A 24,635-nucleotide genomic window follows, 5' to 3' on the forward strand; every position below is an offset into this window, starting at 1 on the left:
TCTTCATGAGTCTTCTAGGCAGATGGTTGCGGTCTTCTCGTAGCGGGGTGGCGATGCCGCGCCACTGCCTCAGGGGGTTGATGCCTCGCGCACACCCGCACCATCCCCAGGGCCCTTCAGGCCGCGGGGCGCAGCAAGGCCAGCAGCAGGCGGACGAGTTCCTCGACGACCTCCTCCAGAGTGCCGTCCACCCAGCCCGCAGCCCAGTCGTGCAGAAGACCGTTCACACTGCCGATGAACGCGGCCGCGGCGATGCGGTAGTCACGATCAGCGGCCTCACCTCTCAGCGCGGCGGCCGCTGCCTCAGCGCACATCAGGTCAATCCACCGCGCCCGGCGGGCCAGTCGCTGCTCGTCCATTCGAGGACTTACACCCACGATCTCGGTGAAGGTCATGCGTATGCGGCGCGGATCCACGGCGATGCTTGCCGCGTACGCTCGGAAAACGGATCCGTAGCGTTCGGCGAGGGGCAGGCCCTCCGTCTGGGCGAGGGCTTCTACGACAGCGCTCTCCGCCCAGTCGTTGACCTGCAAGTGCAAGGCAGCAAGCACGTCTTCAAGGGTGCGGAACTCTTCGTAGAACTGCCGGGTCGACAGGCCGGCCGCCTCGCAGAGGGCAGCGACGGTCGTCGATCGGTAGCCGGGGCCGGCCCCGAAGAGCTGCAGTGCCGCATCAAGGAGCTTCTGACGTCGCTCGGCGTGCCGCTCGGTGGCCGTCTTGCCTGCGTAACGACCGGTCGACTGCCTGTGCCGCTCCTTCACCGATCCCCCTCACCGCGCTCCCGGCCATCTTCTCCCGTCCGAGGGGTTGAGGAACCGCGCCCTCGTCGTTACCTTCAAGTAGCCAAAAGTGAAGCGCAGCGTTTTCACATTGTGCGGCCGGGACGCCCAGCACGGAAGACGCCCGATCGCAGCCCCAAGCACACCCCCTCCCCAACCGCTGGAAGTCGCTGCCCGGCACCGTCCGAACCTGCCTCACCTCGGAGAGCGCCGGATCGCACCACCACGCGGATGTCATGAGCAGCGCAAGTTCTTGTACGTCAGCCAAACCGAAGCCGAGTCGCTACGCGGAGGAAAGCCATGCGCGAATCCAAAAACCCTCACGCGGACACCGGAGCGTCTGCACCCCGGACAACGGACACGGACGCGGACACAGACACAGCGCACCCACTGCGCCGCAAGCGCAGGCTCCCTCTGGCCGCTGCCGTAGCAATCCTTGTCGCAGTCACCACGACCGGCGCATCAGCTGTCGAGCCCGAGGGCACGGCCCAGGACGCCGCAGCTCTCCAGGAGGTGATGTTCGTCGGCAACAACTGGGACGGCACCGCCGACGTGATCAAGTCCAGCGGCACCTTCGCGAAAATCGGACGGATCAACGTGATCCCCGACAAGCGGAAGCGCCTGGCGGAGATCTACACCAACCCCGTGAAGCTGATCTACTTCCTGGGCATCCGCAACGGGCCGGGTGAGGGACACGACCAGTTCGTCGACGACATGTACTCCACCCCGGACGGGACGGCCATGGTCGTCTCACGCCCCAGCTTCGCCGACGTCGTCTCCATCGACTTGGCGACCGGGAACATCAAATGGCGCTTCCCCGTCTCCGGCTACCGCTCCGACCACATGGCAGTCTCCCCCGACGGCAAGCGCGTAGCGGTCTCCGCCTCAACCTCCAACACTGTCCACGTCCTCGACATCACCACTGGGAAGGAAGTCGGTTCGTTCGTGACCGGCGACAAGCCTCACGAGAACGTCTTCACGGAGGGCGGCAAGTACATCTGGAACATGGCCATCGGCGACGTCAACACTGACACCGACGCCCCGTTCCTGGACTGGACGAAGGGCGACCGCAAAATCACAGTCGTCGACGCGGACACCTTCAAGGAAGTCAAGGTCATCGACATGCGCGACAGGCTCGACGCCGTCGGCCGCAAGGACCTTAACGACGCCGTGCGCCCGGTGGCGTTCACCCCCGACGAATCCAAGCTCTACTTCCAGGTCTCCTTCTTCAATGGCTTCCTCGAGTACGACGTTGCCAGCGACAGGATCACCCGCGTCAAGACCCTTCCGAAGAATCCCAACACCAGCGAGGACCGCACCACCTGGGTCAACGACTCCCGCCACCACGGCATGTCGATGAGCCCGCGGGGCGACAAACTCTGCGTCGCCGGAACCATGGACGACTACGCCACCATCGTCGATCGCGCGACCCTGCAGGAAGGACCGCTGGTCACCGCTTCCAAGCCCTACTGGGCAACAGTCAGCGGCGACGGGAAGTCCTGCGTCATCTCAGAAAGCGGAAGCGACCAGGTCACGGCCATTGACTTCACCACCGGAAAGAAGACCGTCTCGGTCCCCGTCGGAGACCACCCACAACGTGTCCGCATCGCGCACGTGCCGACCGACTGGACCAGCCCGGCCACGCTTGGATGACACAGCAAGAGCGCACACCGTGCCCGATGGCCGCAGTCAACCCCCCGACCGCATCCCACTACTTGGACCGTCACGACGTCTCCTGCAAGGAGTCCACACGGAGACGCCCCGGCCCCGGCGACCATCCGGTGTATGCGGACGCCTCTTCCCGTACGGACCATGACCTGTGCGCCTGACTCCGCCAGTCAAAGTCCGGCCAATGACCCAGCCACTACGGCCGCCCGCGCAGTGCGCGGGCAATTTCGGCGACCGAGCGGAGAATGGCGGCACGGTGCTGCGGTTCGGTTCCCTCCAGGGCCCGACGGATGATCACGAGCACCGTTGACGCGGTCACTGTGCAGCTGAACAGCACGGTGACCGCGTGCGTGGTCAGTAGGTCGAGCAGGAGACGGGAAGTGGTCATCGCTTACTCCGATGGACGTGCCGTGGAACGGACTTTCCCATTGCGCCTGTCCAGCGGCATGTCCATCGACTTCCCACCACAGACTGGACGGGCAGTGTTCCGGACTTGCAGGTGGCGGGCCTAGGCTGGCAGCCTCCTGATGCGCCGGCGGTGGACGTGTTGGACGGGTGGAGAGGGACGGGCCGTAGCGCCATGACCGAGGACGGCAGCGAGGCCGCGCTGGAGGAAGCATTCTTCGAGGATCTCAAGCGCGTGGAACACCTGCGCCGACAGTTACCGGTGGGGGTACGCCCCTCCCTGCGCAACCTTGCCAACCACGCGCAGCGCTCGCACAACACCATCGACAACTGGCTGAGTGGCAAAGCCTTCCCGGCGGACGTTGACGTTTTGGCCGGCGTCATAGCCGTGATCGGGCAGGCGGCCACGCGCGCCGGTTTCGGCAATGACGCAGTGTTGCTCGATCCCCGACGGTGGCGCGAGCGGCATGACGCGGTCAACCGGGCGAGGGTACGGGAGGCCGAAAGAGCGCGGCGCGGCCAGCAGGCAGGCGCCGACCTGATGGGTGCCGAGGCGCGGGCCCGCTCCGGTGCTCTGGCCGACCCGCCCCAGCGCCTGGACCGCTGGACGGCGGCCGGGTTACGGGTTCATCCGTCAATCTCCGGCATGGGTTCGCACGCCCCAGGGTTCGTTCTGCCCTCGTACGTCCAGCGTCCGCACGACCAGAAGCTGCGGGAGGCGCTGCGCACAGCGGCCGGGGGCGTCGAGGCCGTGCTGGTGGTGGTGCGCGGGAGCTCGTGCACGGGCAAGACCCGAGCCGCTTACGAAGCCGTCCGGCACGTCAGGGGTCTGGACGACTGGGAACTTGTATTCCCCCGTACCGCGTCAAGTGCGCTTGAAGTGATGGCCGTTCGAGCGCTCGTCCCGCGCACCATCCTGTGGCTCGACGACGCTCACCAGCTTCTCTCCGGGAGCGAGGGGGAAGACCTCGCAGCCGGCCTGCTCTCCCGCCTGACCCAGCCGGGTCCTGTGATCGTCGTAGCAACGTTGTGGGACGCCGCCTTCACCGACTTGACCTCGCCCCCGCGTGAACGCGCCTTCGGCAGCGCTGACCCGCACCGCCATGCCCGTGCACTTCTGACCGGTGCCACAACCGTCGTGCGTGTCCCGCCCGCCTTCGGTGCGGAAGACCTGCGGGCGCTGGACGGCCTCGAGGTCGACCCCGCGCTGGCGGCGGCCAGATGCGCCTCCCGGGAGGGGAAGATCACCCAGACCCTCGCCGCGGGCCTCCAGCTCGTGGACCGTTACGAATCCGCCCAGGAGCCCCCCGCTTGCTACACGCGTGCCCTGGTCACTGCCGCTATGGACGCCTACCGGCTGGGTTGGGACGCGCCCCTGCCCGACGGCTTCCTGCGCGACGCGGCTCCCGGCTACCTCACGGACGAGCAGCGCACCGGGGCGGGCCCCCACTGGTTCGCGTCGGCCCTCACGGACGCCCGAGCCCGGGTGCAGCGCGTTGCCGCGGCCCTGGAGCCCGTCCCCCGGGCCGGGGGGATGGGCGCGCAGCCGGGTGTCTCGCACCTGGCCGACTACCTCGATGCCCACGGCCGCGCAACCAGGGAACACGCTGCCCCTCCGCAGTCGTTCTGGACCGCCGCGGCCGACCATGCGAAGAACGCGGGCCATCTTGCCCGGCTGAGCCGGGAAGCCGAGGCAAGGGGCCAGTACCACGACGCCGAGCGCCTGGCCGGACTGGCCACTGACGCCGGTGACGCCGGCGCCTACGCCATGCTGGCCGAGCTGCGGGAGCGCGCCGGAGACCGGCAGGGGGCCGAACGCCTGGCCCAACTGGCCGCCGACGGCGGAGACCCGCGCTGCTGCGCCGCGTTGGCGTGGATGCGGGAACGCGCCGGAGACCCGCAGGGGGCCGAGCGCCTGGCCCGACTGGCCGCGGTCGCTGGAGATACGGACGCTCTGCGCAGCTTGACCGGGATACGGGAACAGGCCGGGGACCACCAGGGCGCCGAACGGCTGGCCCGAATGGCCACCGAGGCCGGAGACCGGGCCGCCTTCCGCCGACTTGGCCGCGGGCGGGAGCAAACCGGGGACGCAGAGAGCGCTGAGCGCCTTTACGAACTGGCCGCCGGCGCGGGAGATCGCCGCGCCTACAACGCCCTGGCCAGAGTGCTGGAGCGGGCGGGAAACAGCCAAGGTGCAGAGGAGACGGCCCGGCTGGCCGCCGATACGGGAAGCCCCCGCTGCTACACCACACTGGCCTGGATGCGCGAGCGGGCGGGGGACCACCAGAGCGCCGAGCGCCTTGCGCGACTCGCCGCCGACGCCGGAGACCGGCATGCCCTGCGCGAACTGGCCGAGCTGCGGGAGCGCGCCGGAGACCCGCAGGGGGCCGAGCGCTTGGCGCGAATGGCCGCCGTCGCTGGAGATACGGACGCTCTGCGCAGCTTGACCGAGATGCGGGAACGGGCTGGTGACCACCAGGGCGCCGAGCGCCTTGCCCGACTTGCCGCGGACGCCGGAGACCGGGACGCTCTGCGCAGACTTGACCGGAGACGAAAGCGAACCGGCGGTCAGTAGCTTTTGAGCAGTGACGCGATTGCGGGGTCGGGACCTGTCGGACCGCAAACTGAGACTGTGTCGGCGAGAACATCCGCCTGACCCCGACGAAGGCCACTCATTCACCTGCTGCCAAGATGTCCACAAACGGGGCATGCCCGGCGGCCCTTCCTCGCGCGCGTGTCCGGCTGGTCAGCAGCGGGTCCTGTCGCTTACGTCGAGGCCGGCCTTCGGCGGGTCGGCTCGACGACCGAGGGGGACCCGGGTTTGCGGGCCGCGATCGCGGAGCGGATCAGTGCCCGGGGCCTGCCCACGGAGCCGGATGCCCTGATAGTCACCAGCGGGTCGCAGCAAGGTCTCTCGCTGCTCGCCGACGTGTTCGTCGAGGCCGGCGACGTGGTCGTGGTCGAGGACCCCTGCTATCTCGCGGCGCTCCAGGTCTTCGGGTTCGCGGGGGCGCGGTGGTGGCTGTGCGGCAACCGCAACGACTGCCGGGCCTGGTCCGAGCCCGGCGCCAAGGGCGCCGTCGGGAATCTTCGCCCGCATGCAGACCCTGAAGATCCTGCCCGACTGCCGCCTCCGCGGCCACGGCGTGCACCACGCGATGCACGCCGCGCACGCGAGAACCGGCCTCCTGCGGCCGCCGACGTGAGTTGCCGGCGAACGAGCCTGGCTGGACCACTTCTCGAGGTCACTTCGACTGCCGACGGGCCTGCTTCACCTCGCGGTCGATTGCCCAGGCGTCCGCTACTGGGCCGACGTGCCCGAGCTTGTCGGGGTTGATCACTGAGCGGATCGTCTGGATCTGTCCGTCGAGTACATCGAGCGCGAGGGTGTGGAGCACCCTGCCGTCCCGGTCACGGAAGATCGCGCCCGGCTGGCCATTGAGCTCGTGCGGCTCGAACGTCACGTCGATCCGGGCCAGCCGGGGAAAGACGGAGGCAAGCAGCCGGGCCACGTTCTCGGCGCCGATGATGGCCCTGGCCAGCTGCGGGGCCTTGCCGCCGCCATCTCCGACCAGCTGCACATCGGCGGCCAGCAGATCCTGCAGCCCGCCCACATCGCCGTCCTTCAGCGCGTCGAAGAACCGCGTCGCCAGCTCCTGCCGCTCCCGCCGGTCCGCTGCGAAGCGCGGCCGCCCGGCCTCCATATGCCGCCGTGCCCGCACCACCAGCTGCCGGCACGCCGCCTCCGACCGCCCCACCGCCGCGGCGACCTCGTCAAACCCGAAGCCGAACACCTCCCGCAGCACAAACACCGCCCGCTCCAGCGGGCTGAGCCGCTCCAGCAGGAGCAGCGCCGCCATCGACACCGAGTCGGCCAACTCCACCGACCGCGCCGGATCCTGATACGGATCGCTCAGCAGCGGCTCGGGAAACCACGGGCCCACGTACTCCTCCCGCCGCACCCGCGCAGAACGCAACACATCGATCGAGACACGCGTCACCGCGGCCGAAAGGAAAGCCTTGGTCGACGTGGGCCGGGTCGCCGAGTCGTCAAAGCGCAGCCACGTCTCCTGTACCGCGTCCTCGGCCTCACTCACACTGCCCAGAATCCGATAGGCGATCGAAAACAGCAGCGGCCGCAGCTCCTCGAACTCCTCGACCTTGCTCACGTCGAATTCCCTCCTCTTGAAGCCCTCACCCGGCCGTACTCGCCGCGCAGGCGCCCGCGAGCCCAGGGCCCGGAGCCCGCAGCCGGACCCCGAGCCAGTTGCTGATGCCGTTCAGTGAAACTGCCCGGGCTCGTAGTCCCCGGCCGGCTGCCGGCTGATGATGTTCAGCCGGTTCGCCGCGTTCATGAAGGAGACCAGGATCACCAGCGCGGTGAGCTGCTCCTCGTCGAAGTGCTGGGCGGCGTACGCCCACACCTTGTCGCTGACCCCACCGGCCGCATCCGCGACCCGGGTCCCCTCCTCGGCCAGCTCGAACGCGGCACGCTCGGCCTCGGTGAAGACCGTGGCCTCCCGCCACGCCGCGACCAGGTTCAGCCGCACCGAGGTCTCGCCGGCAGCGGCGGCCTCCTTTGTGTGCATGTCGATGCAGACGGCGCAGCCGTTGATCTGACTCACGCGAAGCGCCACCAGCTCCTGCGTCGCGGCCGGCAGCGGCGAGTCCTTGAGCGCCTTGCCGGCCGACATGAAGTACTTGAGGACCTTGCCGGCGGTCGGGTCGGCGAAGTAGTTCAGTCGCGCGTCCATGGTGTGCTCCTCTGTGGTCGTCAGTGGCTACACCCCTTGAGACGGGGTAGCTCGACCCCCTGTGACATGGACAAATGTGACCTGCGTCTCACTGCCGTCGGCGCACGTCAGCCGACGGAGTGCTCGCCGTCCACGGTGAGCACGGCGTCCTTGAGGAAGCGCACCGCTGCTGAAGCGCGAGCTTCCCCTATGCCGCCTGTGTCGGCCGCCCCACGGGGCGGCCGACACGGCGGGCGTTACACGACTACCTCCGCTCCGCTGCTGCGGCAGAGAACTCGACGGCGACGTCGTACAGGCCCGGGCTTGACGTGATCGGCGTCTGCGGGTCCTCGCGCGCGGCTCGGGTGCGCTCCCGAAACTCGGTGTCCGCAGTGGCGGCCTCCCACGCCTCCCGGCTCTCCCAGTGGGACACGTTGACGAGCTGGAACCGGGTCTCCGACGAACAGGCGCTGTGCAGCCGGGAGTGGTCAGTGTCGTCGAGGCGGAAGTGCGCCGCCGGCCCGGCGTGGAGTTGAACCAGGTCTGGAACGACCTGCGCCGCGAGGTGGAAGAGCGCAGCGGCGGCGTCACGATCGCCGTCCGCCTGCGCCGGGAGCGGCTGGATATGGTGACCCGCATCGCCGGGGGCTACTTCACCGGTCCACCTGTCCCCGAGGCCGGCACCGACGAGTGGCTGCGGGTGGAGGTGGCCTACCCCGTTGTCCAGGCTGTCCGCCACCTGCTGCAGTTCGGTACCGACGTCCAGGTCGTCGGCCCTTCCGAGGCTCGCGCGGAAATGACCCGCGCCGTCGCCGAGTTGGCCGGACTCTACGGCACTGCCTGACCCCCCGGATTCGGGTCTGCCTTGTTCGATGCGCCCCAGACTTCCCCAGCCGCCTCGGCGAGCCCGGTGCCTTGGTGCCCTCATGACAGCAAGGATGCGGACGAAGCCGAGGCCCCGTGTCGCTACCACCGAACGTCCGTAACACCCGCGACGACGCGACATCCGCGGCCAGGTACTCCTCAGGGGCGGTGAAACAATGACCGCCAGGGCGTCACGGTCGCTGTCTGCCCGGATGCCCCGCCTTGGAGCGACGTGAGATTCCGTTGTTAGGGGACGTGTCTTGTGGGCACCCGGCTGATGTGAGTGGAACGGCCAGAACAAGGCCTCCAGTGGCTGGTCGCAGCGGCGGCCAGCCCCTGGGCCGTTTCCGGGGTTGCGCGGTGCGACTCGCGCTCACCTGCTGCTACTCGACCGCGACTTGCCGGCTGAGGACCTCCTGCAACAGGTGTGGAACGAGAACGCCGACCCGTTCGCCAGCACGGTGACCCATCACAATCGGCCGGCTGCGCCGCAAGCTGGGCAGACCGCTGGTCATCATGACGACGCCCGGGGTGGCCAGCGCATCGCCTAGCCTTCCTTCAGCCCTGTCGCGCGGCCCTTCCCATCCCACTGGATCTCCAGGATGCGTTCGACGGCATCGCGGTTGATGGGCCCGAACACATGGGGGAACAAGGTGCCCTCGGCGACCCCGGTCGGTGGGGCGGGAACCGCCTCCTCCCATTCCACTCTCGAGGCGAGGCGGCCCTCGTCGAGGAGCAGCACCAACAACGGCCTCGGCGCACTCCGATAGAAGGCGTTGACGATGGCCAAAGTAGTTGCCTCGTCGGGGGAGCAATGGACGAAACCGTCTTCCGCGAGGGAAGCGGGTGCGTATGCGTGGTTCGGGAGGGTGTTCCAATCGCTGAGCGTAACAACATGGTGGATCATGACCTTGTTATACACGGAGCGCCAGCGGCAGTTTCCAGCCCGTTGGCCTCGTCACGGGCCCAGGCCGCGCCCATGAGCCGCAGCCCAAGGGGGCTGGCGCCGCACCCAGCTTGGTCAAGAGTGGGACACCGTCCGAAATACGTACGGTCGATATCGCGGCTCTTGTCGTTTACCCGTGCATCGTCGGTGTGTTCACCGCATCCTGGCAGGAGGTTCCAGAAATGGCATCGTTGGCGCGAAGAGCATGAACACCGTAGGCGGCCGCATCACCGAACAGGGCTGGTATTACGACGACCTGGTCACTGTGAAGGCCTCTTCATCAAGCTCTTGGCTCTGGCACAGGACTGATGAACGACCACCTCCACACTCCTCGGGGAGCCCTCGCATGGACACCGTCGTCCGTAACGTCATCGGCGGCCATCTCTACCTGGAACGGGAAGGCACCGTACTTCTTGGAAAACGCCATCCGGACGCGGCCTTCGCTCCATCCACCTGGCACCTGCTCGCCGGCCACTGCGAGTTCGAGGCGGTCCGTACCTGCGTCGCGCGTGAAGCGGCCGAGGAATCCGGCCTGCAGATCGACGAGCAGGACCTGCGGCTGGTGCACACGGTTCACGTTCTCGACCCCGGCAGCACGCAGCCACGCCTGCAGATGTTTTTCGCTGCGACCCGTTGGACGGGAGAGCCCGAACTGCGGGAGCCCGACCGTTGCACAGAGTGGCGCTGGTGGCCGCTGAACGCCCTGCCGGACCAGCTGGTCGAGTACACCCGGGTGGCCCTGAAGGGCATCGCTCGAGGCAGCACCTACACGCAGATGGGCTGGCCGTCGTGAAGCCCGCGCCTCATGCGGACGGCGCCGGGAACGCCGAGGCGTACTGGGACCCGCTGTGGCGCGCCGGTCACCGCTACCGGCGCTTCGACGCACACGAAGCCGAGCATCTGCGCCACCACGCCGGCCCAAGCTGCGAGCGACCAGCGCTGGACATCGGATGCGGCGAGGGAGTGCATGCGCAGCACCTGCACGGTCTCGGTTTCCAAGTCGCCGGGGTCGACTGTGCACCAACTGCTCCGGCCACTGGTCGGCTTCGCCACCCGCACTTCGATCTGCGCCGGATGGACTTCGCACACGACGGTTCCGAGAACCGACAACCATGACCTTGGAGACGAGTTGACCGCAGAATCGAGCAACGCCACCGCCTGGGAGGCCTATGGACGTCACCACGTCCACCGGCGGACCGCGCTGGAAGAGCTGGACCGCTTCGACTGGGGGTGGTGGGGAACCGGACCAGGAGCCGAAGTCCTCGGTGACGTCACCGGCAAACGCGTGCTCGACCTGGGTTGCGGCACGGGCCGCCACGCGGCTCATCTCGTCCGCGAACACGGCGCCGTGGTCGACGCCATCGACTCCTCACCCAGCCAGCACGCTCGCGCAAGGTCCCGGTACCCCGACCTTGCGGGACTGCGCCTCGTCCTGGCAGACGCCGTCGACCACCTCGCTCATGCCGACCCCTACGACGTCATCTACTCCATGCACGGGCTGACCTACCTCGACCCTCATCGGGTCCTACCAGCACTCGCCGACGGGCTCAAACCGGGCGGCCTGCTGTGCTTCACCACTCTGCACACCAATTCCGCCGGCCATGGTCCCTCCACGACGGTCGCTCCCCGCCCGGAGGTCCTGCCGCTCGCCGGAGGGAAAGCCCAGACCGTCCAGATGTGGGTGCTCACAACCCAGTTGTGGGAGAGCCTGCTCGACGAGCACGGGCTGCTTGTGGAGCGGGTAGATACCCTGGACGCGCCCAGCGACGACAACGCGGTCTCCTACCGGCTCTTCCAGGCCCGTCGCTGACCGAAGGGAAGGCTCACGGGACCATCCCCGCGTGCGCGGGAGCAGCCTCCGTCTCCCTTTCGCTGGACCCGTCCCGCTCCACGCTCCCTGAATATGGAAGCGTTCTCTCAATTTCCCTATGTTGGTGGGCACTTGGGGGCAAACTGTCACGCGGGGACGACACCGCATGTCACTGGGGGAAGAATGACCCGTCCAAGCAAGCTCGCCCTGACCCGCCGCACCATGCTCGGCGGTGCCGCAGCGGCCGGAGCCGGCGCGGTGCTGGCCTCCGGCAGCGCTGCCGCAGCGGATTCCGGCCGCCGCCACGGTCCACTGGACCAGGCTGCGATCGACGCCGTCGCCGGGCGGCTCGACAGCGATTTGATCGCGTTGCGGCGTGATCTGCACGAGCATCCCGAGACGGCGGGGCAGGAATTCCGCACCGCCGCTGTGGTGGCCGACCGGCTCCGCGCCGCCGGGCTTGCGGTGACCACCTGCGTGGGCGGCAACGGGGTCGTCGCCGTACTCAAGGGCGCGCGCCCCGGACGTACGGTGGCCTACAGGGCCGACACGGACGCGGTGCCGCCGGAGGGGATCGTCACGGGAGGCACCAAGGCGGCCCACGTCTGCGGGCATGACATCCACACCACGGTGGGTGTCGGCGTCGCGCAGGTCCTGGCGAAGCTGAGGCACCGGCTCAGCGGCACGGTGGTCTTCTTCTTCCAGCCCGGTGAGGAGGCCCTGGTCGGCGCTCGCGCGATGATCGACGCCGGAGTGCTGGAGCGGACCGGCGCCGAGGAGATTCACGCCCTGCACTGCGGCCCGTTTCCGGTGGGGCAGTTCGCCGTGACGCCAGGCAGCGGACTGCCGGGCCAGGACCGTGCGGTGATCACACTGACGGGCCCGGACGCGACCGAGTCGGCGCGGCGGCTTGCCGCCGAGATCGGTGGACTAGCCACGGTGGCACCCCCGCAGACGCCCGCGGACCTGGAGCGGATGGTCGCGGACGTGCAGACGCAGGACGGGCCGCTGGCCCGGTTCGTCGTCGTACGCGCCAGGGCGAAGGAGGCCGACGTCGAAGGCAGGGCCGAGGTGCAGGTGTCGTACCGCTGCTGGCCCGAGGAGCAGTACGTCGAGGTGCGCGAGGAGATCCGCCGGCTGGCGAAGCCGTACGCCAGGGCCCTGGTGAGCTTCCCCGCCGATCCGTTCCCGGCCATGGTCTGCCCGGAGGAGGAGGCGAACGCCGTGGCGCGGCATCTGCGCCGGGTGCTCGGCCCCGGTGGGGTGACAGTGATGCACGCGGCGTTCCCCTTCAACGGTGAGGACTTCGCGCTGTTCCTCGACCGCATACCCGGCACCTACACCTTCCTCGGTGTCCGTGCACCCGGCGCCGGCATTACGAGCAGCTATCCGCACTACGGCGACTTCGATCCGGATGAGCGGGCCGTCGGCATTGGCGTCCGTGCGATGTCGGGCTGGCTCGCCGCGCGCGCCCGTTCGTGAGCGACCGGAGCTGAGGCCCCTCCACCGCTCCAGCGGGCCGCTTCCGCGGACGGGGGAGGGGGGATGTGGCGCGGCGGGTTGGGCGGAAGAGCAGGTGATCCCGGCCAGGCTCCCGCCGGGCTCCGGCCAGGCTCACCTCGGCGAACATGTGGGTTGCCGCGGGCTCAGCCGTTCCCCTTGATCTCCTGGCTGCGGATCCTCTGGTCGCAGTTCTTCATGCACCTTTACTGGGCCGGAGCGAGACATCATGCGCCATGGCTGCTGGCCGCCCTGGCCGTCACCACCGGCCTGCACCTATGGCGCGGGAACGCGCTCCTGAGCATCCTCGGCGGCACGACGGTCCATGGGGTTTTGGTCATTACGGTCTTCGCTCACTGAGGCCCGCCCAGTCGTGCGGCATGTCGAGCATTCGTCATGCTTTCGCTCTCACTGTTCAGGACCCATGATCATCAGCTTTTCGGGATCGGGGAAAGGAACGAAACCGACCTTGGCGTAGACCTCGTGTGCATCGAGGGTGGACAGGAGCACCCGCTTGAGCTTGTAGGGGGCCAGGTGGTCGCGGATCGCAGCAGCAAGCCAGGTGCCGAGACCGTTGCCGCGGTGCGTGGGCTCGACGTAGACATCGCAGAGCCAGGCGAAGGTCGCCAAGTCTGTGACGACACGTGCGTAACCAGCCTGGGTCCCGTGGGCGTCGTAGAGGCCGAAGTTCAGAGACGCGCGGATGGACTGCTCGACTGTCTCGCGGCTCCTGCCCAGGGCCCAGAATGCGTCGGTCGAAAGCCAGTGGTGTACCAGGTCGATGTCGAGACGGTCTGAATCGGTAGCGACCTCGTATCCGTCTTCCCTGCGAACGATCATGATCGCCATGGTAGTTGTGGGCACAGCCGTGGAGCCAGTTGGCCGTTGAGCGCGATAGGTCGCCACGACGGCGCTCAGTCCCGCGTGCGGGGCGACCGGGCCCCGTTGTCAGTGGTGGCACGTACGGTCTGGGCATGGTTGATCAGTGGGCAGGGGTACGGGAACGCGTCGTGGCGTTGGGCGCCCAGTCGACGAGCAGTGAGGTGTTCGGTTTTTTCGGGCACCGGTGGGTCCTGGAGGAGCCGCTCACTGAGGACGGGCTTGCTGAACTCGAAGACCAGATAGGCGCGAGGCTGCCCGAGGAGTACCGGACCTTCCTCCTCCACGTCGCCGCCGGCGGCGCAGGACCTGCGTACGGCCTCTTTCCCGTACGGCGCGTACAGGGCAGGTGGCGCTGGGAAGGCGACGGCGCCGACCTGGCCAACCTCTCCATGCTCGCCGAGCCGTTCCCTGAGCACGGACCGGACCCCAAAACCCTTGACGAACTCCTCATACAGCGTCCCGAGGAGGAAGACTTCGAGGAGATCGAGGACTTCGACGACGCCATCGAGGCGTGGGACGAGCGATGGGACGCCCTCATGTTCGCCCCGGAGCGCACCGCCGGCGCCATCGTGATCTGCCACCTCGGCTGCGCCCTGCGCGAGTGGCTGGTCATCAGTGGCAGCCACCGAGGCACGATCTGGTCCGACGGCCGGGCAGACGACTCCGACCTTGTGCCCCTTCTCGACGACGGTGGGGAACCGGTGACCTTCGCCCGCTGGTACACCGGCTGGCTGGAGAAGGCCGAGCAGGCGGTACTGCCGGCGTCGTCGGACCTGTGACGCAGCCCTGGGTAGGGTGGCCGCGCGACAGCACATCGTGAACCGGAACAAGGAGCAGACGTGAGCGAGCCGGCGTCCATCGCCCTGCAGCAGGAGATCGCCCGGGAACTCGAGGTCGCCGAGACCTTCGAGGCCGAGCGGGAGATCGAACGCCGGGTGGCCTTCCTCGCCGAGCGGCTGACCACCACCGGTCTTCGCTCCCTCGTGCTCGGCATCAGCGGCGGCGTCGACTCCACCACTACCGGCCGGCTGTGCCAGCTCGCCGTCGAGCGGGCCCGGGCCGCCGGGCACGAGGCGCGGTTCTACGCGATGCGGCTGCCCTACGGGGTCCAGGCCGACGAGCACGACGCCCAGCTCGCCCTCTCCTTCATCGGTGCCGACCACGTGCTGACCGTGGACATCAAGCCCGCGAGCGACGCCGCGCTGGAGGCCTCGCTGGCCGCCGGCGTGAGCTTCCGCGACGCCCACCAGCAGGACTTCGTGCATGGCAACATCAAGGCCCGGCAGCGCATGATCGCCCAGTACGCGGTGGCCGGCGCGCACGACGGCCTGGTCGTCGGCACCGACCACGCCGCAGAGGCGGTCTCCGGCTTCTTCACCAAGTTCGGCGACGGCGCCGCCGACCTGGTCCCCCTGACCGGCCTGACCAAGCGCCGGGTGCGCGCCGTCGCGGACGCGCTGGGCGCGCCCGCTGAGCTGGTGTGGAAGACCCCGACGGCCGACCTGGAGACCCTCGACCCGGGCAAGGCCGACGAGGACGCGCTCGGGGTCACCTACGACGACATCGATGACTTCCTGGAGGGCAAGCCGGTGGACGAGCGGGCCTTCGAAACGATCGTCCGCCGCTACCGCCTCACCGACCACAAGCGCCAGCTGCCCGTCGCGCCCTGAGGCCGCGCCCTGAGGCCGCGCCCTGAGGCCGCTCCCTGCGAGCGCTGCACTCGGCACGCGGCATGAGCACTCGGTGCGCCGGTGACGGTACTGCGCACCTGCGCGAGCTGGGGCCCACTCCTACCACTGCTACGGGTTTCCACCATGGCGGCGCTGTACTCCGTGATCGCCGTGGATACAGCACTGCGTGGCAGCCCAGGCCTGCCCGACATCGAGGGCGGGCCATCGGGAGCGGTCCCGCCACAAGGGATGAGCAGGTCACCGCGCTGCGGACAGGGCAGCGTCCCTAGACTCCTGATCATGTCGACTTCCCTTGGGTACGGTCCCGCCCCTACGGCCACAGTCATACGCGTCTCCCAGAGGGCCGCCCGGGGATTCATGATCCACGGGGGGATCTGCATGGGGATAGGCGCGCTCATCGCGACCATGGCCGCAGTATGGACCCTTGAGCTCCATGGCAAAGAGTTCACCCCTTGGGCGGGCCTGGTGCTGCTGCTCTGCGCGTCCTTCATCGGCTACCCGGGCTTCAAGCAGTTCCGCACAGGCCGGGAGTACCACAAGCTGTTCGTGAGCGTCGACGAAGCCGGCCTGTGGGTGCACAACAGCTCGGGGCAGAACGTCATCCGCTGGGACAGCCTCGCCGCAGTCGCCCTTCACTGGAGCAACGCGGACAACCCGGCCGGGAAAAACTACTCGATCGAGCTGTGCCCGAGCCTCCCCGTCGACCGCGACGACCCGATCCTGCGAGGCCTGGTCCGCGACGAGGATCCCCTCCGCCCGGGCCTTCCTCGCCTGCGCTACCGCATCGTCGCCAACGGCCCGTACCGCGAGCCCATGATCGGGGCGATCCGGCAGTATGCTCCGCAACTCTGGCTCGGCGAAAGCGAACGCGAGCCGGACTACTTCGGTAAGCCCGCCTGTGAGGGAGACCAGGACGAGTGACGTGCGCGGTCCGACCGAGCGATGGATCTCGCCATCGCCTCAGGTCCGACGCCCGCCCGGAGCGGTGTGAGCTGCTGCTGTGGCGGCTCGACGTGAATCGTCACATGCGGACTCTGCTGATCGGATTGGACACGCAGTCGATTTTACGAACACGATGGGCGCGCAAGATCGCGGCTGCACGGGGGGCAAACCGCTTATGCCCGAAGTAACCCTCCGCTCAGGCCGCTTCGTCCCCATTACAGGAACGGGAGAAACTTCGCCATGAGCTTCGGCGCCCCTAACAACCCCTACAGCCAGCAGCCTTCGCCTGGCCAGCCCGGTTATCCGCAGCAGGCGCCGCAGGGCGTGCCCCCGCAGTACGGCTACCCGCAGTACGCCCAGCAGCCGTACGGGGCGTACCCGTCGGCCGGAATGCCCGGCATGCCGGGGGCAGGGATGCCGCCGCTGGCTCACTGGGGGCAGCGCGTGGGGGCGTACCTCCTCGACCTGCTGATCATCTTGGGTCCGATGTACGCGCTGGGGTTCATCGACCTTGCCAACAGCGACGACCCGGCGACCGCCGGCCCTGGGCCCTTCTTCGCGGTCGGGATGGTCTACGCACTGGGCATGGGCATCTTCCAGCTCTACAAGGAGGGCAAGACCGGTCAGACGATTGGCAAGAAGGTCCTCGGCATCAGCCTGCGCCGGGAGGCCGACGGCAGCACGCTCGGCTTCGGCATGGCGTTCGTGCGCAAGCTCGCGCATGCCCTGGACAGCCTTGCGTGCTACCTCGGCTGGCTGTGGCCGCTGTGGGACAGCAAGAAGCAGACCTTCGCCGACAAGGTGTGCAGCACGGTTGTCATCAAGGTCGACAAGGGCTGAGCCGCCGGCCGAAATGATCAGGTGCCGTCACGGGGCTGTCGTACGTCCAGGTATTGCATGCCGCCGGTGGAGCTGAAGGCGGCGTGCTTTGCACAAGTTGCCCTGCACACGGGTCGGATGGTGCGCTGAACCCCTCAACCCGCTGCTCGCCCGGGCCGACGACGATGAGCATCTGAACTGGGTCGCTGCGGTGCACTCCACCGATCCCGCCCACCAGCATGCGGCCGGGGCCCGTAAAAAAGGGGCCCCGGCCGACGCGCCGGAAGCCTGCGGCGACGCGGTATCCGTACGGTCATCCCGGTCTCGGCCGACCAGTGGTCCCACGGGCTGAGGCGAGTGCAGTCGAGGCGGCAGACGGCCCGACCTTGACCCGCCACGATCGACCTGACCGGGCTCTACGTGGCACGCATCCCCCTCGGGGACCGGCGCTGATGAGCGGGATGGTGCACACCAGGGCGGCGAGCTCGCGTCGGTGAAGATGGCGGTGCAGAAACCGCAGCCATTGATCTGACCGGCACGGATCTTCACCAGTTCTGCGCCGCGGCTGGCAGCGTCGAGTCCGCGACCACCTTGCCGGCAGAGGTGATGTGTCCAACGAACTTGGCTGCGAGCGGCGCCTTCGTGCCGTGTGGCTGGCCGGTATGGAAGTACGGCCGTGGGTGGCCTGCTCAAGTGGGTTGCGCACTGCGCGGTTTCCCTGGTCTCGGGAAGGCGGAGGTCACTGGAGATTCGTGCTGGGCGACAGCAGCCGGCTGGGGCGGGGTCGGTGCCGGAGAGGGCGGCACTACGGCAGCGCGAGCACCGCGTCGATCCGCGCGCGGATCTCCTCGTCCTGGAGAAACGCCCGGTAGTCGCCGTACTCCGACAGCCTGCGGTCCTCGGCCCGGAGCGCGGTCAGCGCGTCCCGGACCGGCGGGGCGAGGCGTCCGTGGCGGGTGAGCGAGGCCAGAGCGGCGCTGAACGTCCAGTGCAGCTTGCCGTCGGCGACGGACGCCACCACGGTCGCCTCCGCCTGCGCCGGTTCCACCAGCGGTGGTTCCCACGGCTGCTGGTACGGCTTCGTCTCACCGGGGAGCATCGGGTTCTCTCCCCACGCCTGGAGCACCTCCCGGAGATCCCCGACCAGCCAGCCCGCGCGGGCGACCTCGTCCCGCAGCGCCTCCCGTACCGCGGGCAGCAGTACTCCGGCGTGTGCGCGCAACGGCCGGAGTACGTCGGCGACATCCGGCTGCCGCGGGTCACCGATGCAGTAACCCCGGCCCGGCATGTCCCGGTAGGGCGCCACGAGCCGCTCGACGAGATCCGGCAGGCCGCGCGGGTCCCCGATCCGGGTCAGTGCCCACCGCGCGTGGTCCCCGACAGTGCCGTCGAAGAACCGCGACTCGCCGGGGTCATCGAGGAAGGCGGCGAGCCGGTCGGCGTACGGGGCCGCCCGGCGGCCGAGCACCGCCAGCAGATGTGCCGCCTTGTAGCGCACGTCGTCGTCCGGGTCGGCCAGCAGCCCGGCCGCCAGTGGCAGCAGCGCGGCGGCCGCGGACGGCCGGACCACGAGCAGGCGCCACGCCTCGTCCAGCGCGCACCGGCGCAGCCCCGCGTCGTCCGTCCGGCCGGCCGCCTCGGCGAGGTCGGCCACGAACGAGGTCGCCACCGCCGTGTCGTGCCCCAGAAGGTCCACGACCCAGGCTGCGACGTCCTCGCGGTTGTACGGATACTCGCAGTTCAGGGTGTACCAAACCCTCCCGAACTCCGGGGCGAGTGGGGGATCGGTGAGGAGCTCCAGCAGCATCGGGTAGGCGCGCAGCGGCGCCTGCGGGTCCAGGTGCGCCGTGGCGATCACGGCCGCCACCCGCAGCACCGGATCCTCGCCGTGGTGGACGTGGTCCAGCACCGCTCGTACCTCGGCGACCGTCGCACCCGTGAGGCCCTCGGCGGCCGCGGCCTCGCCAAGCGCCAGCAGTACGGTCACCCGGACCGAGAGGTCCGTCTCCTCGCGCCACTGCTCCAGCAGGGGGACGGTCCGGCCGGCGATCAGCTGCAGCGCGGCTCGCCGCATCACCGGATCCTCGTCGCGGAGCAGCGTTCGCAGGCGGGGCCACTGCCGCCGCCAGGCCGCGTTCCACTCCGGGTCCAACGCCCCGGCCTCACCGGTCGCGTCGTTGTCGGCCAGGCCCGCCAGTACGTCGACCAAGTCCGGCCGTGCGACCGTGTCCGGGTCAACGGCGAGGTCCACCAGGAACGGCAGCGCGGCCGTGCCCGCGTCGGTGACCCGGTCCGGGGCCACGAGGAGGTCCTGCAGATCGCCGTACGCCCGGTCCACGGCGTTCTGCCCGGTGGTGGCGTCCGCCCGCGCTATCCGGCGCAGCACCTTCGGCACGTCGGTGGCCGGCCGGTCTGGCCGTACCGGCTCCAACTCGCGCCAGTCCACTGCCCCCAGCCCCTCCAGCATGACCCCGCCTGTTTCTCGCGGGTGCGTCCCGCGTCCGGGGCATCATTTCACCGGGGTGGAGGGTGAGGCGCGGCAATTACTACGCGCGCGTAGCCGGTGTGGTGTGCGTGAGGACCGTCAGTGACGCCGTGTCAGGTGATGACGGGGGTGCATCGGTCTCTTTCAGCGGCTGGCGCCGCTCAGCCGACAACGCCCCGGCTGACGACTCCACCTGGAGGCCTCGGCACGGCACGCCACTGCTCGATCTCGGCAGCCTGGGCAGCCGCCCGTGCGTTCTTCAGCCAGATCTCGACCTTCGCCACCCGGAACGTGGCGTGCGGCGGGGCCAGCAGTGCCCGTGTTCGGCAGTCAACCCGCGCGCCACAGTGAGACCCTCCTCTCACGCGATGTTGAAGTGGTTCCAGCGCATGATCGCCTGAAACCAAACCGGACAGTGCCGACGGAGGGCCGAAGTGACATTCAGCGATCATCAGGAGCTGGATGTGACTGTGGTCGCGGTCGCCCCCGTGGGAGCGAGAGTCGAGGTGGGCGGCGTCGCCGGCTTCATCGATCAGGTGATGCACGCGTCGTGGTGGGACGAGAGCGTCGCCCCGCCCCGGATCGGCGACGAGATTCATGTCGTCGTCCTGGACGCCGACCGTGAACCTCCCAGGATGAGCGCACTGCAACGGGACATCGAGATCGCACAGCGGCTGCGAGGCACTCGGAGCGTCTAGAACCGCAATTGCCGCCAGGCCGGCATCTCCACATGCACTCCGTCGTCGGCGCCCGTCGCGCTCGGACAAGTCTGAAGGACGACCACTCACGCTTCATTCCATGTACTCAGTAAGTGACATGCTGCTGCCACGTCTCGCAGGGTACGGGTTGATCTGCGGCGGAGCGGGGTAGGCGGTGGCGGTGCTGTCCTTACCTGAGTTCACCCCCGCCCTGCGTGATCGTTTTGGCACCGATGGCTACTTGCCGATGCCCTCGCTGGTACCACCCGAGACGCTTCTTGCACTGGTGGCAGAGGTGGAGCGGCTGGAGAAGCTGGCGGTGCGGCGGGACTTCACCATGGCGTCCATGAATCATTCACCCCGCCACATGACCACACTCGGCGGCCACGTCATCACCGGGGAATCGGAGCTGATCCCGCGCTCGTAACGCGACGAGGCACTGCTCACATGGCTCGGCCAGCTCACGGGCCTCGGAACTCTGACAACTCACCACGGAGCCGCTCCAGCTACCCAAGCCCCATCCCTCCACCATGCCCCCGACCAGTAAGATCGGCAGAGCCAACGAAGCACTATTGGTGGTTGCCGAGGCGGAGCTTCGGGCGCGGTTCGACCGGTTCGTCGCGGGCCTGTGCCCACAGGGACCGGACATGGCCGAGATGGCGTGCCATGCACGCCTCGGCGCCCACCTCGTCACCGGCCGTCATCAGGTCCAGCAACTCATGATGCTCCTCGGCGGAGGAGACCAGCAGGCCGCGCTTGTCGAGACCGGTGAGGCCGTACAGCCGGGAACGCTTACGCAGATCGCCCACCGTCTCCACCAGCCGTTCGTTGCCGGCCATGCCCAGGAGCGTGAGATGGAAACGGCGGTCGGCCTCCAGGTAGCCGATGAGATCGTGGTCCCGCGCACTGGCCACGATCTCCTCGGCAATCGGCCGCAGGTCCTCCAGCCGCTCGGGGCTCGCGAGCTGCGTGACCTTGCCGACGGTCGGAACTTCGATCATGGCGCGGAGTTCCATGTACTGGTCGAGGTCGCGCTCACTCACCTCGGTGATGCGAAAACCCTTGTTGCGTACGGGTTCAACCAGGCCTTCACGGGCCAGATCCAGCATCGCCTCGCGCACTGGGGTGGCGGAAATACCGAAGTCGGCGGCGAGGCCCGGCGCGGAGTAGACGTTGCCGGGGCGCAGTTCGCCGGCGACGAGGGCGGCTCGCAGGGCGTGAGCAACTTGATCGCGCAGGCGCTCCTGGGCGGTGATGAGATGCTTCAGATCCGCCATGGCACTTCCTCCGTGGTTCTGCGAGGTGCCAGCGTACAATGTCACGTTCCGCAGTCCGGGGCTGATCGTGCGATACGCGGCCGCCGCGACAACCCAGGTCCTCCCAGGCCATGCCCACGCTCCCGAGCGAGTGGCCGAACGGGAGGCGACGTAAGCGCTCCGCGGGCCGGTGAGGCCGCCGTGACGGGCTTGCCGATCCGGATGCCGATGCCCGACTCGGCGGCGGCACACAGCAGTTGGGTGGCCGATTGTCAGGTTGGGCTCGAGGTCCTGGAAGTGGTCGGCGGGATCTCGTACGCCTCGTGGCTTCCCGCGTTAGTGTTCCGCGAAGGTGCGCGGGGCGGCGAAGGCGGCCTCGTCGGGTGTGATGACGAGACCGCCCTTGGGCTCTACTCGGTCTCCGGTGGGAGAACTTGGGCGAGTTCGCGCCAGAGTCGGGTCGACAGCAGCGCGAGGTCGAGCTCGGGACCCGTCCCCTTGTCGGAGACGAGAAGATTCCCTTCCCCGACGCCGGTGGTGCCGCCCGTTACGGGGCCGCGGTCGACGACATCCGGGGAGTGTCTCGTGGGCACAGCAGTAATATGTCACATTGCTCCTTTACCGCCAAGGGCTTCGGAGCAATTGGATCTCAGCTGCGCAGCGGTCCTTCGCAGGCGTAAGGAGACGTGCCCGCACGGCCGTTGGGCCAGATCTCGACCGCGCCGAACGAACAGTTCATGTCCTCGAAGTTGTCCCCGCCGCTCTCGCTCCGCTCCAGGACGAAGTAGTCGACGGTCTCCGACATGTCCTTGAAGACGAGATCAGGACTGGTGGCGTCGCTGAGGTTCGCGGTAATGCGCCCGGTGCACACGAACCGGCGCTTACCGGTGGTGTCCGCCGTGTCCTTGCACTCCGGCGTGGACTGCGTGGCGGAGATGAAGGCCGACCGGACCTGCTCGGCTGTCGAATGCCGCAGTGAAGCCGTCGGCAAGAACGAAGTGTTGGGCACGAACAGGTCGTCCACCTTGGCGATCTGTACGTCGAGGAACGCGTCGTACGCCCGCTGCAGCGCGGCGTCCGAACCCAGCCGGGCCCGCCAGGCGTCGAAGGCCGTCGGATTGTCGGCGCGCAGGTGCCTGTACATCTCCTGCAGCAGCGCGGGCCGGTCGCGCCACAGGAACTCGAAGAAGGTGCCCGCGTAGGAGTAGAAGCGGAAGCCGTCTCCTTCGTACGTGGCGTGCAGCAGCTGGTTGACGGTCATCCGAGGGCCGCCGCCGGCCGTGTCGTTGATGACGCTGCGGACCAGCGACTTGCGGACCGCGACGCCGTCGTCCCGCGTCGCACCGTCGAAGAACTCGGCCGTACCCTCGTCCATCGCGGTCGTACGGTCGCCGGTGTACCAGGCACCCTCGCCGAAGTAACCGGGCACGGCGAACCGGCCGTTGAGGTAGTGCACATACTCGTGCCGGAACAGCTCCTCGAGCGTGAGGGACGAGTCCTGTGGCACCCGGCGCTGGTAGGTGTAGAACGTCGCGCCGCGCTCAATGTAGACGCCGCCGTTCTCCGTTCCCATACCAGTGAGGATCGGGTGGTAGATCTCGTAGTCCTTGCGGGACGCGTACAGCACGATGTTGAGCGTTGTGTTCGTGTCGCCGGTCAGCGGCTGCTCCGTGCCGACGACCCGGTGGAACTGCGCCTTGACCTGCTTGCTGGCGTAGTAGAGCTGGTCGACGGTGGCTCGGTCGAGCGCGGTGCGGACCTTGATGGCTCCGTTGTCGTAGGTGTACGTGTACGGGAAGATCCGCCGCTCGATGTCATCCGTGCACACCTTGTACGGTTTGCACGCCCCGTAGTAGTTGAGCCAGGAGACGGTCTTCCCCCACGGCTCGCTGCCCAGACCGAAGTTGCTCTCCGTCGTACCCAGGAGCGCGCCCAGGTCGGGCACGATCGTCGACTTGAGCGCCGCTATCTGCCCGAAGCGGCCGTACTCGCCGACGGCGTCGCGCACGACCCACTCATTGGCGGTGCCCTTGAGGTGGATGTAACCGGCGAACGCCTTGAACGCGTTGCGGTATGAGGCGTTCTGCGTGACCACATTGTGGAAGGCCGTGTCCTTGTTGCCCGGGTAGACACCCAGGTAGTTCACGGAGAGCGCGGCCAGGGCTGCGTTGCCCCAGGCGGAGTCCTTGTTGGTGGTGGGGTGGTACGGGTCCATCGTGGCCAGCACCTTCTTGATCAGCCCCAGTTGTGAGTGACGCAGGCCGGGGGCGCTGGCGGCGTAGAGCGCTTCGCGCAGGGTGTTGGCGTTGGCGCGTGTGACGTCGAAGGTACGGGCGGCCGTACCGAAGGCGTTGACGGCTCGGCGTATCGCCTCGACGGTCGGTGTGTCGGTGAGGTCGATCTCGTCACGCGAGAAGTCGTGGAACGCCGCGGCATGCAGGTACGTGAACATCTCGTACAGGTGGCTGCCGTTCTTTCCGTCGTGCGACGCGGCCAGCGCGGATACGCGGCGCGCGACAGCCTGGACGTGGGCGTCCGACATGACCTGGCCGAGCCTGGGGTCCCAGGTCCAGATGAGCGTGCGCAGGCAGCCGTCGGCGGTCACCGCCGGGCCGGCGAGGAAGTCGGCGAAGCGCTCGGGGCTCAGGCCGCTGACACCGTCGAGGGTGCAGGGGACTCCGGCGGCACGAACGGCGGTACGGGGGGCGGCGGCAGGGGCGGTCTGCGGCCCCGGGATGCGGCCCGCCGGGATACGGCCGTCGCCGGGAGCCGGGGCGGGGCGTGTTCCGGGCTTCGGGGCTTCGGCCAGTCGTTGGACCTCGTCGAACGGGTTGTCGCCATGGGCGTCGGGAGCGGCCGCCGCGGCCGGTTGGCCGCCGAACGCGGCGGGGGCGACCCGCTGGTCTTCGGACGCCTGGACGGTCTGCGCGGCCGTGGCGAGGAGCGTCGCCGCGATGGCGCCGGCGAGCAGAGATGTACGCGCGGTCCTGAGCTGGGACACCGGTGACTCCTGTGTGGGAGGTGAAAGAAGGGGGGTGTGACAGCGGTGCGGAATCGGTGAAACGCCGTAGTGCACGCGGGAGTTGAGAGGTACCGACCTCCGTGATGTGACCCGTAACATAGTAATGTGAAATTGCACTGGCAACCCTTGTGCACC

General features: G+C 68.5%; 24 protein-coding genes and 3 pseudogenes. 14 read left to right on the forward strand and 13 right to left on the reverse strand.

Annotation, left to right across the window (positions count from 1 at the left end; all coding sequences use genetic code 11):
* Positions 1 to 116: 116 nt before the first annotated feature.
* Positions 117 to 761, reverse strand: a complete 645-nt coding sequence (locus J7E89_RS39595) for a TetR/AcrR family transcriptional regulator (protein ID WP_214981287.1) — start codon at positions 759 to 761, stop codon at positions 117 to 119.
* Between the two features lie 318 nt (positions 762 to 1,079).
* Here J7E89_RS39595 and J7E89_RS39600 point away from each other — a divergent pair, with 318 nt between their 5' ends.
* Positions 1,080 to 2,432 (forward strand): YncE family protein, encoded by a 1,353-nt coding sequence (locus tag J7E89_RS39600; RefSeq protein WP_214981289.1) that lies wholly within the window; start codon positions 1,080 to 1,082, stop codon positions 2,430 to 2,432.
* Between the two features lie 211 nt (positions 2,433 to 2,643).
* Here J7E89_RS39600 and J7E89_RS39605 read toward each other — a convergent pair whose 3' ends face one another.
* Positions 2,644 to 2,835: a hypothetical protein gene (locus tag J7E89_RS39605; protein ID WP_214981292.1), complete on the reverse strand. Its 192-nt coding sequence runs from the start codon at positions 2,833 to 2,835 to the stop codon at positions 2,644 to 2,646.
* A gap of 192 nt (positions 2,836 to 3,027) precedes the next feature.
* On the opposite strand from J7E89_RS39605, the gene J7E89_RS39610 reads away from it, so the two are divergent.
* Together J7E89_RS39610 and J7E89_RS39615 are read left to right on the forward strand one after the other, a co-directional pair.
* Entirely contained in the window at positions 3,028 to 5,427 is a 2,400-nt protein-coding gene (locus J7E89_RS39610) for a sel1 repeat family protein (RefSeq protein WP_214981296.1), read from the forward strand.
* Positions 5,428 to 5,874: 447 nt separating this feature from the next.
* A pseudogene (locus tag J7E89_RS39615) lies at positions 5,875 to 6,058 on the forward strand (hypothetical protein); the annotation flags it as partial.
* Between the two features lie 39 nt (positions 6,059 to 6,097).
* On the opposite strand, the gene J7E89_RS39620 reads toward J7E89_RS39615, so the two are convergent.
* The 3 genes from J7E89_RS39620 to J7E89_RS39630 all read right to left on the reverse strand — a co-directional run bounded on the left by J7E89_RS39620 (position 6,098) and on the right by J7E89_RS39630 (position 8,018).
* Positions 6,098 to 7,021 (reverse strand): RNA polymerase sigma-70 factor, encoded by a 924-nt coding sequence (locus J7E89_RS39620; protein WP_214981298.1) that lies wholly within the window; start codon positions 7,019 to 7,021, stop codon positions 6,098 to 6,100.
* A gap of 111 nt (positions 7,022 to 7,132) precedes the next feature.
* Positions 7,133 to 7,606, reverse strand: coding sequence for a carboxymuconolactone decarboxylase family protein (locus J7E89_RS39625; protein ID WP_214981300.1), 474 nt, complete (start codon positions 7,604 to 7,606; stop codon positions 7,133 to 7,135).
* Positions 7,607 to 7,850: 244 nt separating this feature from the next.
* Positions 7,851 to 8,018, reverse strand: a complete 168-nt coding sequence (locus J7E89_RS39630) for a hypothetical protein (protein WP_251061722.1) — start codon at positions 8,016 to 8,018, stop codon at positions 7,851 to 7,853.
* Positions 8,019 to 8,069: 51 nt separating this feature from the next.
* Between J7E89_RS39630 and J7E89_RS39635 the strand changes: the two genes are divergently transcribed.
* Positions 8,070 to 8,429, forward strand: a complete 360-nt coding sequence (locus tag J7E89_RS39635; protein ID WP_214981302.1) for a WYL domain-containing protein — start codon at positions 8,070 to 8,072, stop codon at positions 8,427 to 8,429.
* Between the two features lie 567 nt (positions 8,430 to 8,996).
* On the opposite strand, the gene J7E89_RS39640 is transcribed toward J7E89_RS39635, so the two are convergent.
* A complete protein-coding gene (locus J7E89_RS39640; RefSeq protein ID WP_214981304.1) occupies positions 8,997 to 9,356 on the reverse strand; it encodes a DUF952 domain-containing protein in 360 nt (119 codons plus the stop codon).
* A gap of 385 nt (positions 9,357 to 9,741) precedes the next feature.
* Here J7E89_RS39640 and J7E89_RS39645 point away from each other — a divergent pair, with 385 nt between their 5' ends.
* A complete protein-coding gene (locus J7E89_RS39645; protein WP_214981306.1) occupies positions 9,742 to 10,188 on the forward strand; it encodes an NUDIX domain-containing protein in 447 nt (148 codons plus the stop codon).
* On the opposite strand, the gene J7E89_RS41615 is transcribed toward J7E89_RS39645, so the two are convergent.
* Complete coding sequence (locus J7E89_RS41615; RefSeq protein WP_251061723.1) at positions 10,161 to 10,505, reverse strand: hypothetical protein; 345 nt, start codon at positions 10,503 to 10,505, stop codon at positions 10,161 to 10,163. The two genes, J7E89_RS39645 and J7E89_RS41615, sit on opposite strands and share 28 nt — an antisense overlap.
* A gap of 19 nt (positions 10,506 to 10,524) precedes the next feature.
* On the opposite strand from J7E89_RS41615, the gene J7E89_RS39655 reads away from it, so the two are divergent.
* From J7E89_RS39655 to J7E89_RS42215, 3 genes are all read left to right on the forward strand, one after another.
* Positions 10,525 to 11,205: a bifunctional 2-polyprenyl-6-hydroxyphenol methylase/3-demethylubiquinol 3-O-methyltransferase UbiG gene (locus J7E89_RS39655; RefSeq protein WP_251061724.1), complete on the forward strand. Its 681-nt coding sequence runs from the start codon at positions 10,525 to 10,527 to the stop codon at positions 11,203 to 11,205.
* 183 nt (positions 11,206 to 11,388) lie between these two features.
* On the forward strand, positions 11,389 to 12,687 hold the full coding sequence (locus tag J7E89_RS39660; RefSeq protein ID WP_214981312.1) for a M20 family metallopeptidase: 1,299 nt from the start codon (positions 11,389 to 11,391) through the stop codon (positions 12,685 to 12,687).
* Between the two features lie 177 nt (positions 12,688 to 12,864).
* Complete coding sequence (locus tag J7E89_RS42215; RefSeq protein ID WP_374196995.1) at positions 12,865 to 13,065, forward strand: AzlD domain-containing protein; 201 nt, start codon at positions 12,865 to 12,867, stop codon at positions 13,063 to 13,065.
* 48 nt (positions 13,066 to 13,113) lie between these two features.
* On the opposite strand, the gene J7E89_RS39670 is transcribed toward J7E89_RS42215, so the two are convergent.
* The gene (locus J7E89_RS39670; RefSeq protein WP_214981314.1) at positions 13,114 to 13,545 is read right to left on the reverse strand and encodes a GNAT family N-acetyltransferase; all 432 of its coding nucleotides are present in this window, start codon (positions 13,543 to 13,545) and stop codon (positions 13,114 to 13,116) included.
* A 134-nt stretch (positions 13,546 to 13,679) separates the two neighbouring features.
* Between J7E89_RS39670 and J7E89_RS39675 the strand changes: the two genes are divergently transcribed.
* From J7E89_RS39675 to J7E89_RS39690, 4 genes are all read left to right on the forward strand, one after another.
* Positions 13,680 to 14,366 (forward strand): SMI1/KNR4 family protein, encoded by a 687-nt coding sequence (locus tag J7E89_RS39675; protein ID WP_214981315.1) that lies wholly within the window; start codon positions 13,680 to 13,682, stop codon positions 14,364 to 14,366.
* A 60-nt stretch (positions 14,367 to 14,426) separates the two neighbouring features.
* Positions 14,427 to 15,257, forward strand: a complete 831-nt coding sequence (gene nadE, locus J7E89_RS39680) for an ammonia-dependent NAD(+) synthetase (RefSeq protein WP_308315769.1) — start codon at positions 14,427 to 14,429, stop codon at positions 15,255 to 15,257.
* A gap of 300 nt (positions 15,258 to 15,557) precedes the next feature.
* Positions 15,558 to 16,199, forward strand: a complete 642-nt coding sequence (locus J7E89_RS39685) for a hypothetical protein (RefSeq protein WP_214981316.1) — start codon at positions 15,558 to 15,560, stop codon at positions 16,197 to 16,199.
* A gap of 261 nt (positions 16,200 to 16,460) precedes the next feature.
* Complete coding sequence (locus J7E89_RS39690) at positions 16,461 to 17,060, forward strand: RDD family protein (protein ID WP_214981317.1); 600 nt, start codon at positions 16,461 to 16,463, stop codon at positions 17,058 to 17,060.
* 471 nt (positions 17,061 to 17,531) lie between these two features.
* On the opposite strand, the pseudogene J7E89_RS41620 reads toward J7E89_RS39690, so the two are convergent.
* Positions 17,532 to 17,647, reverse strand: a pseudogene (locus tag J7E89_RS41620) (carboxymuconolactone decarboxylase family protein); the annotation flags it as partial.
* Positions 17,648 to 17,844: 197 nt separating this feature from the next.
* Positions 17,845 to 19,506, reverse strand: a complete 1,662-nt coding sequence (locus tag J7E89_RS39695; protein WP_214981318.1) for a hypothetical protein — start codon at positions 19,504 to 19,506, stop codon at positions 17,845 to 17,847.
* Between the two features lie 452 nt (positions 19,507 to 19,958).
* On the opposite strand from J7E89_RS39695, the gene J7E89_RS39700 reads away from it, so the two are divergent.
* Complete coding sequence (locus tag J7E89_RS39700) at positions 19,959 to 20,222, forward strand: hypothetical protein (RefSeq protein WP_214981320.1); 264 nt, start codon at positions 19,959 to 19,961, stop codon at positions 20,220 to 20,222.
* A gap of 175 nt (positions 20,223 to 20,397) precedes the next feature.
* Positions 20,398 to 20,649 (forward strand): hypothetical protein, encoded by a 252-nt coding sequence (locus tag J7E89_RS39705; protein WP_214981321.1) that lies wholly within the window; start codon positions 20,398 to 20,400, stop codon positions 20,647 to 20,649.
* 142 nt (positions 20,650 to 20,791) lie between these two features.
* Here the strand turns inward: J7E89_RS39705 and J7E89_RS39710 are convergent, their stop codons facing one another.
* The 3 genes and pseudogenes from J7E89_RS39710 to J7E89_RS39720 all read right to left on the reverse strand — a co-directional run bounded on the left by J7E89_RS39710 (position 20,792) and on the right by J7E89_RS39720 (position 24,479).
* Positions 20,792 to 21,499, reverse strand: a complete 708-nt coding sequence (locus J7E89_RS39710; RefSeq protein WP_214981322.1) for a GntR family transcriptional regulator — start codon at positions 21,497 to 21,499, stop codon at positions 20,792 to 20,794.
* 342 nt (positions 21,500 to 21,841) lie between these two features.
* A pseudogene (locus J7E89_RS39715) lies at positions 21,842 to 22,080 on the reverse strand (hypothetical protein); the annotation flags it as partial.
* Between the two features lie 47 nt (positions 22,081 to 22,127).
* The gene (locus J7E89_RS39720; RefSeq protein ID WP_308315771.1) at positions 22,128 to 24,479 is read right to left on the reverse strand and encodes a collagenase; all 2,352 of its coding nucleotides are present in this window, start codon (positions 24,477 to 24,479) and stop codon (positions 22,128 to 22,130) included.
* Between the last annotated feature and the right edge of the window lie 156 nt (positions 24,480 to 24,635).

The sequence above is a fragment of the Streptomyces sp. ISL-100 genome (genome assembly GCF_018614615.1).
In the GTDB taxonomy this organism is placed as follows: Bacteria; Actinomycetota; Actinomycetes; order Streptomycetales; family Streptomycetaceae; genus Streptomyces.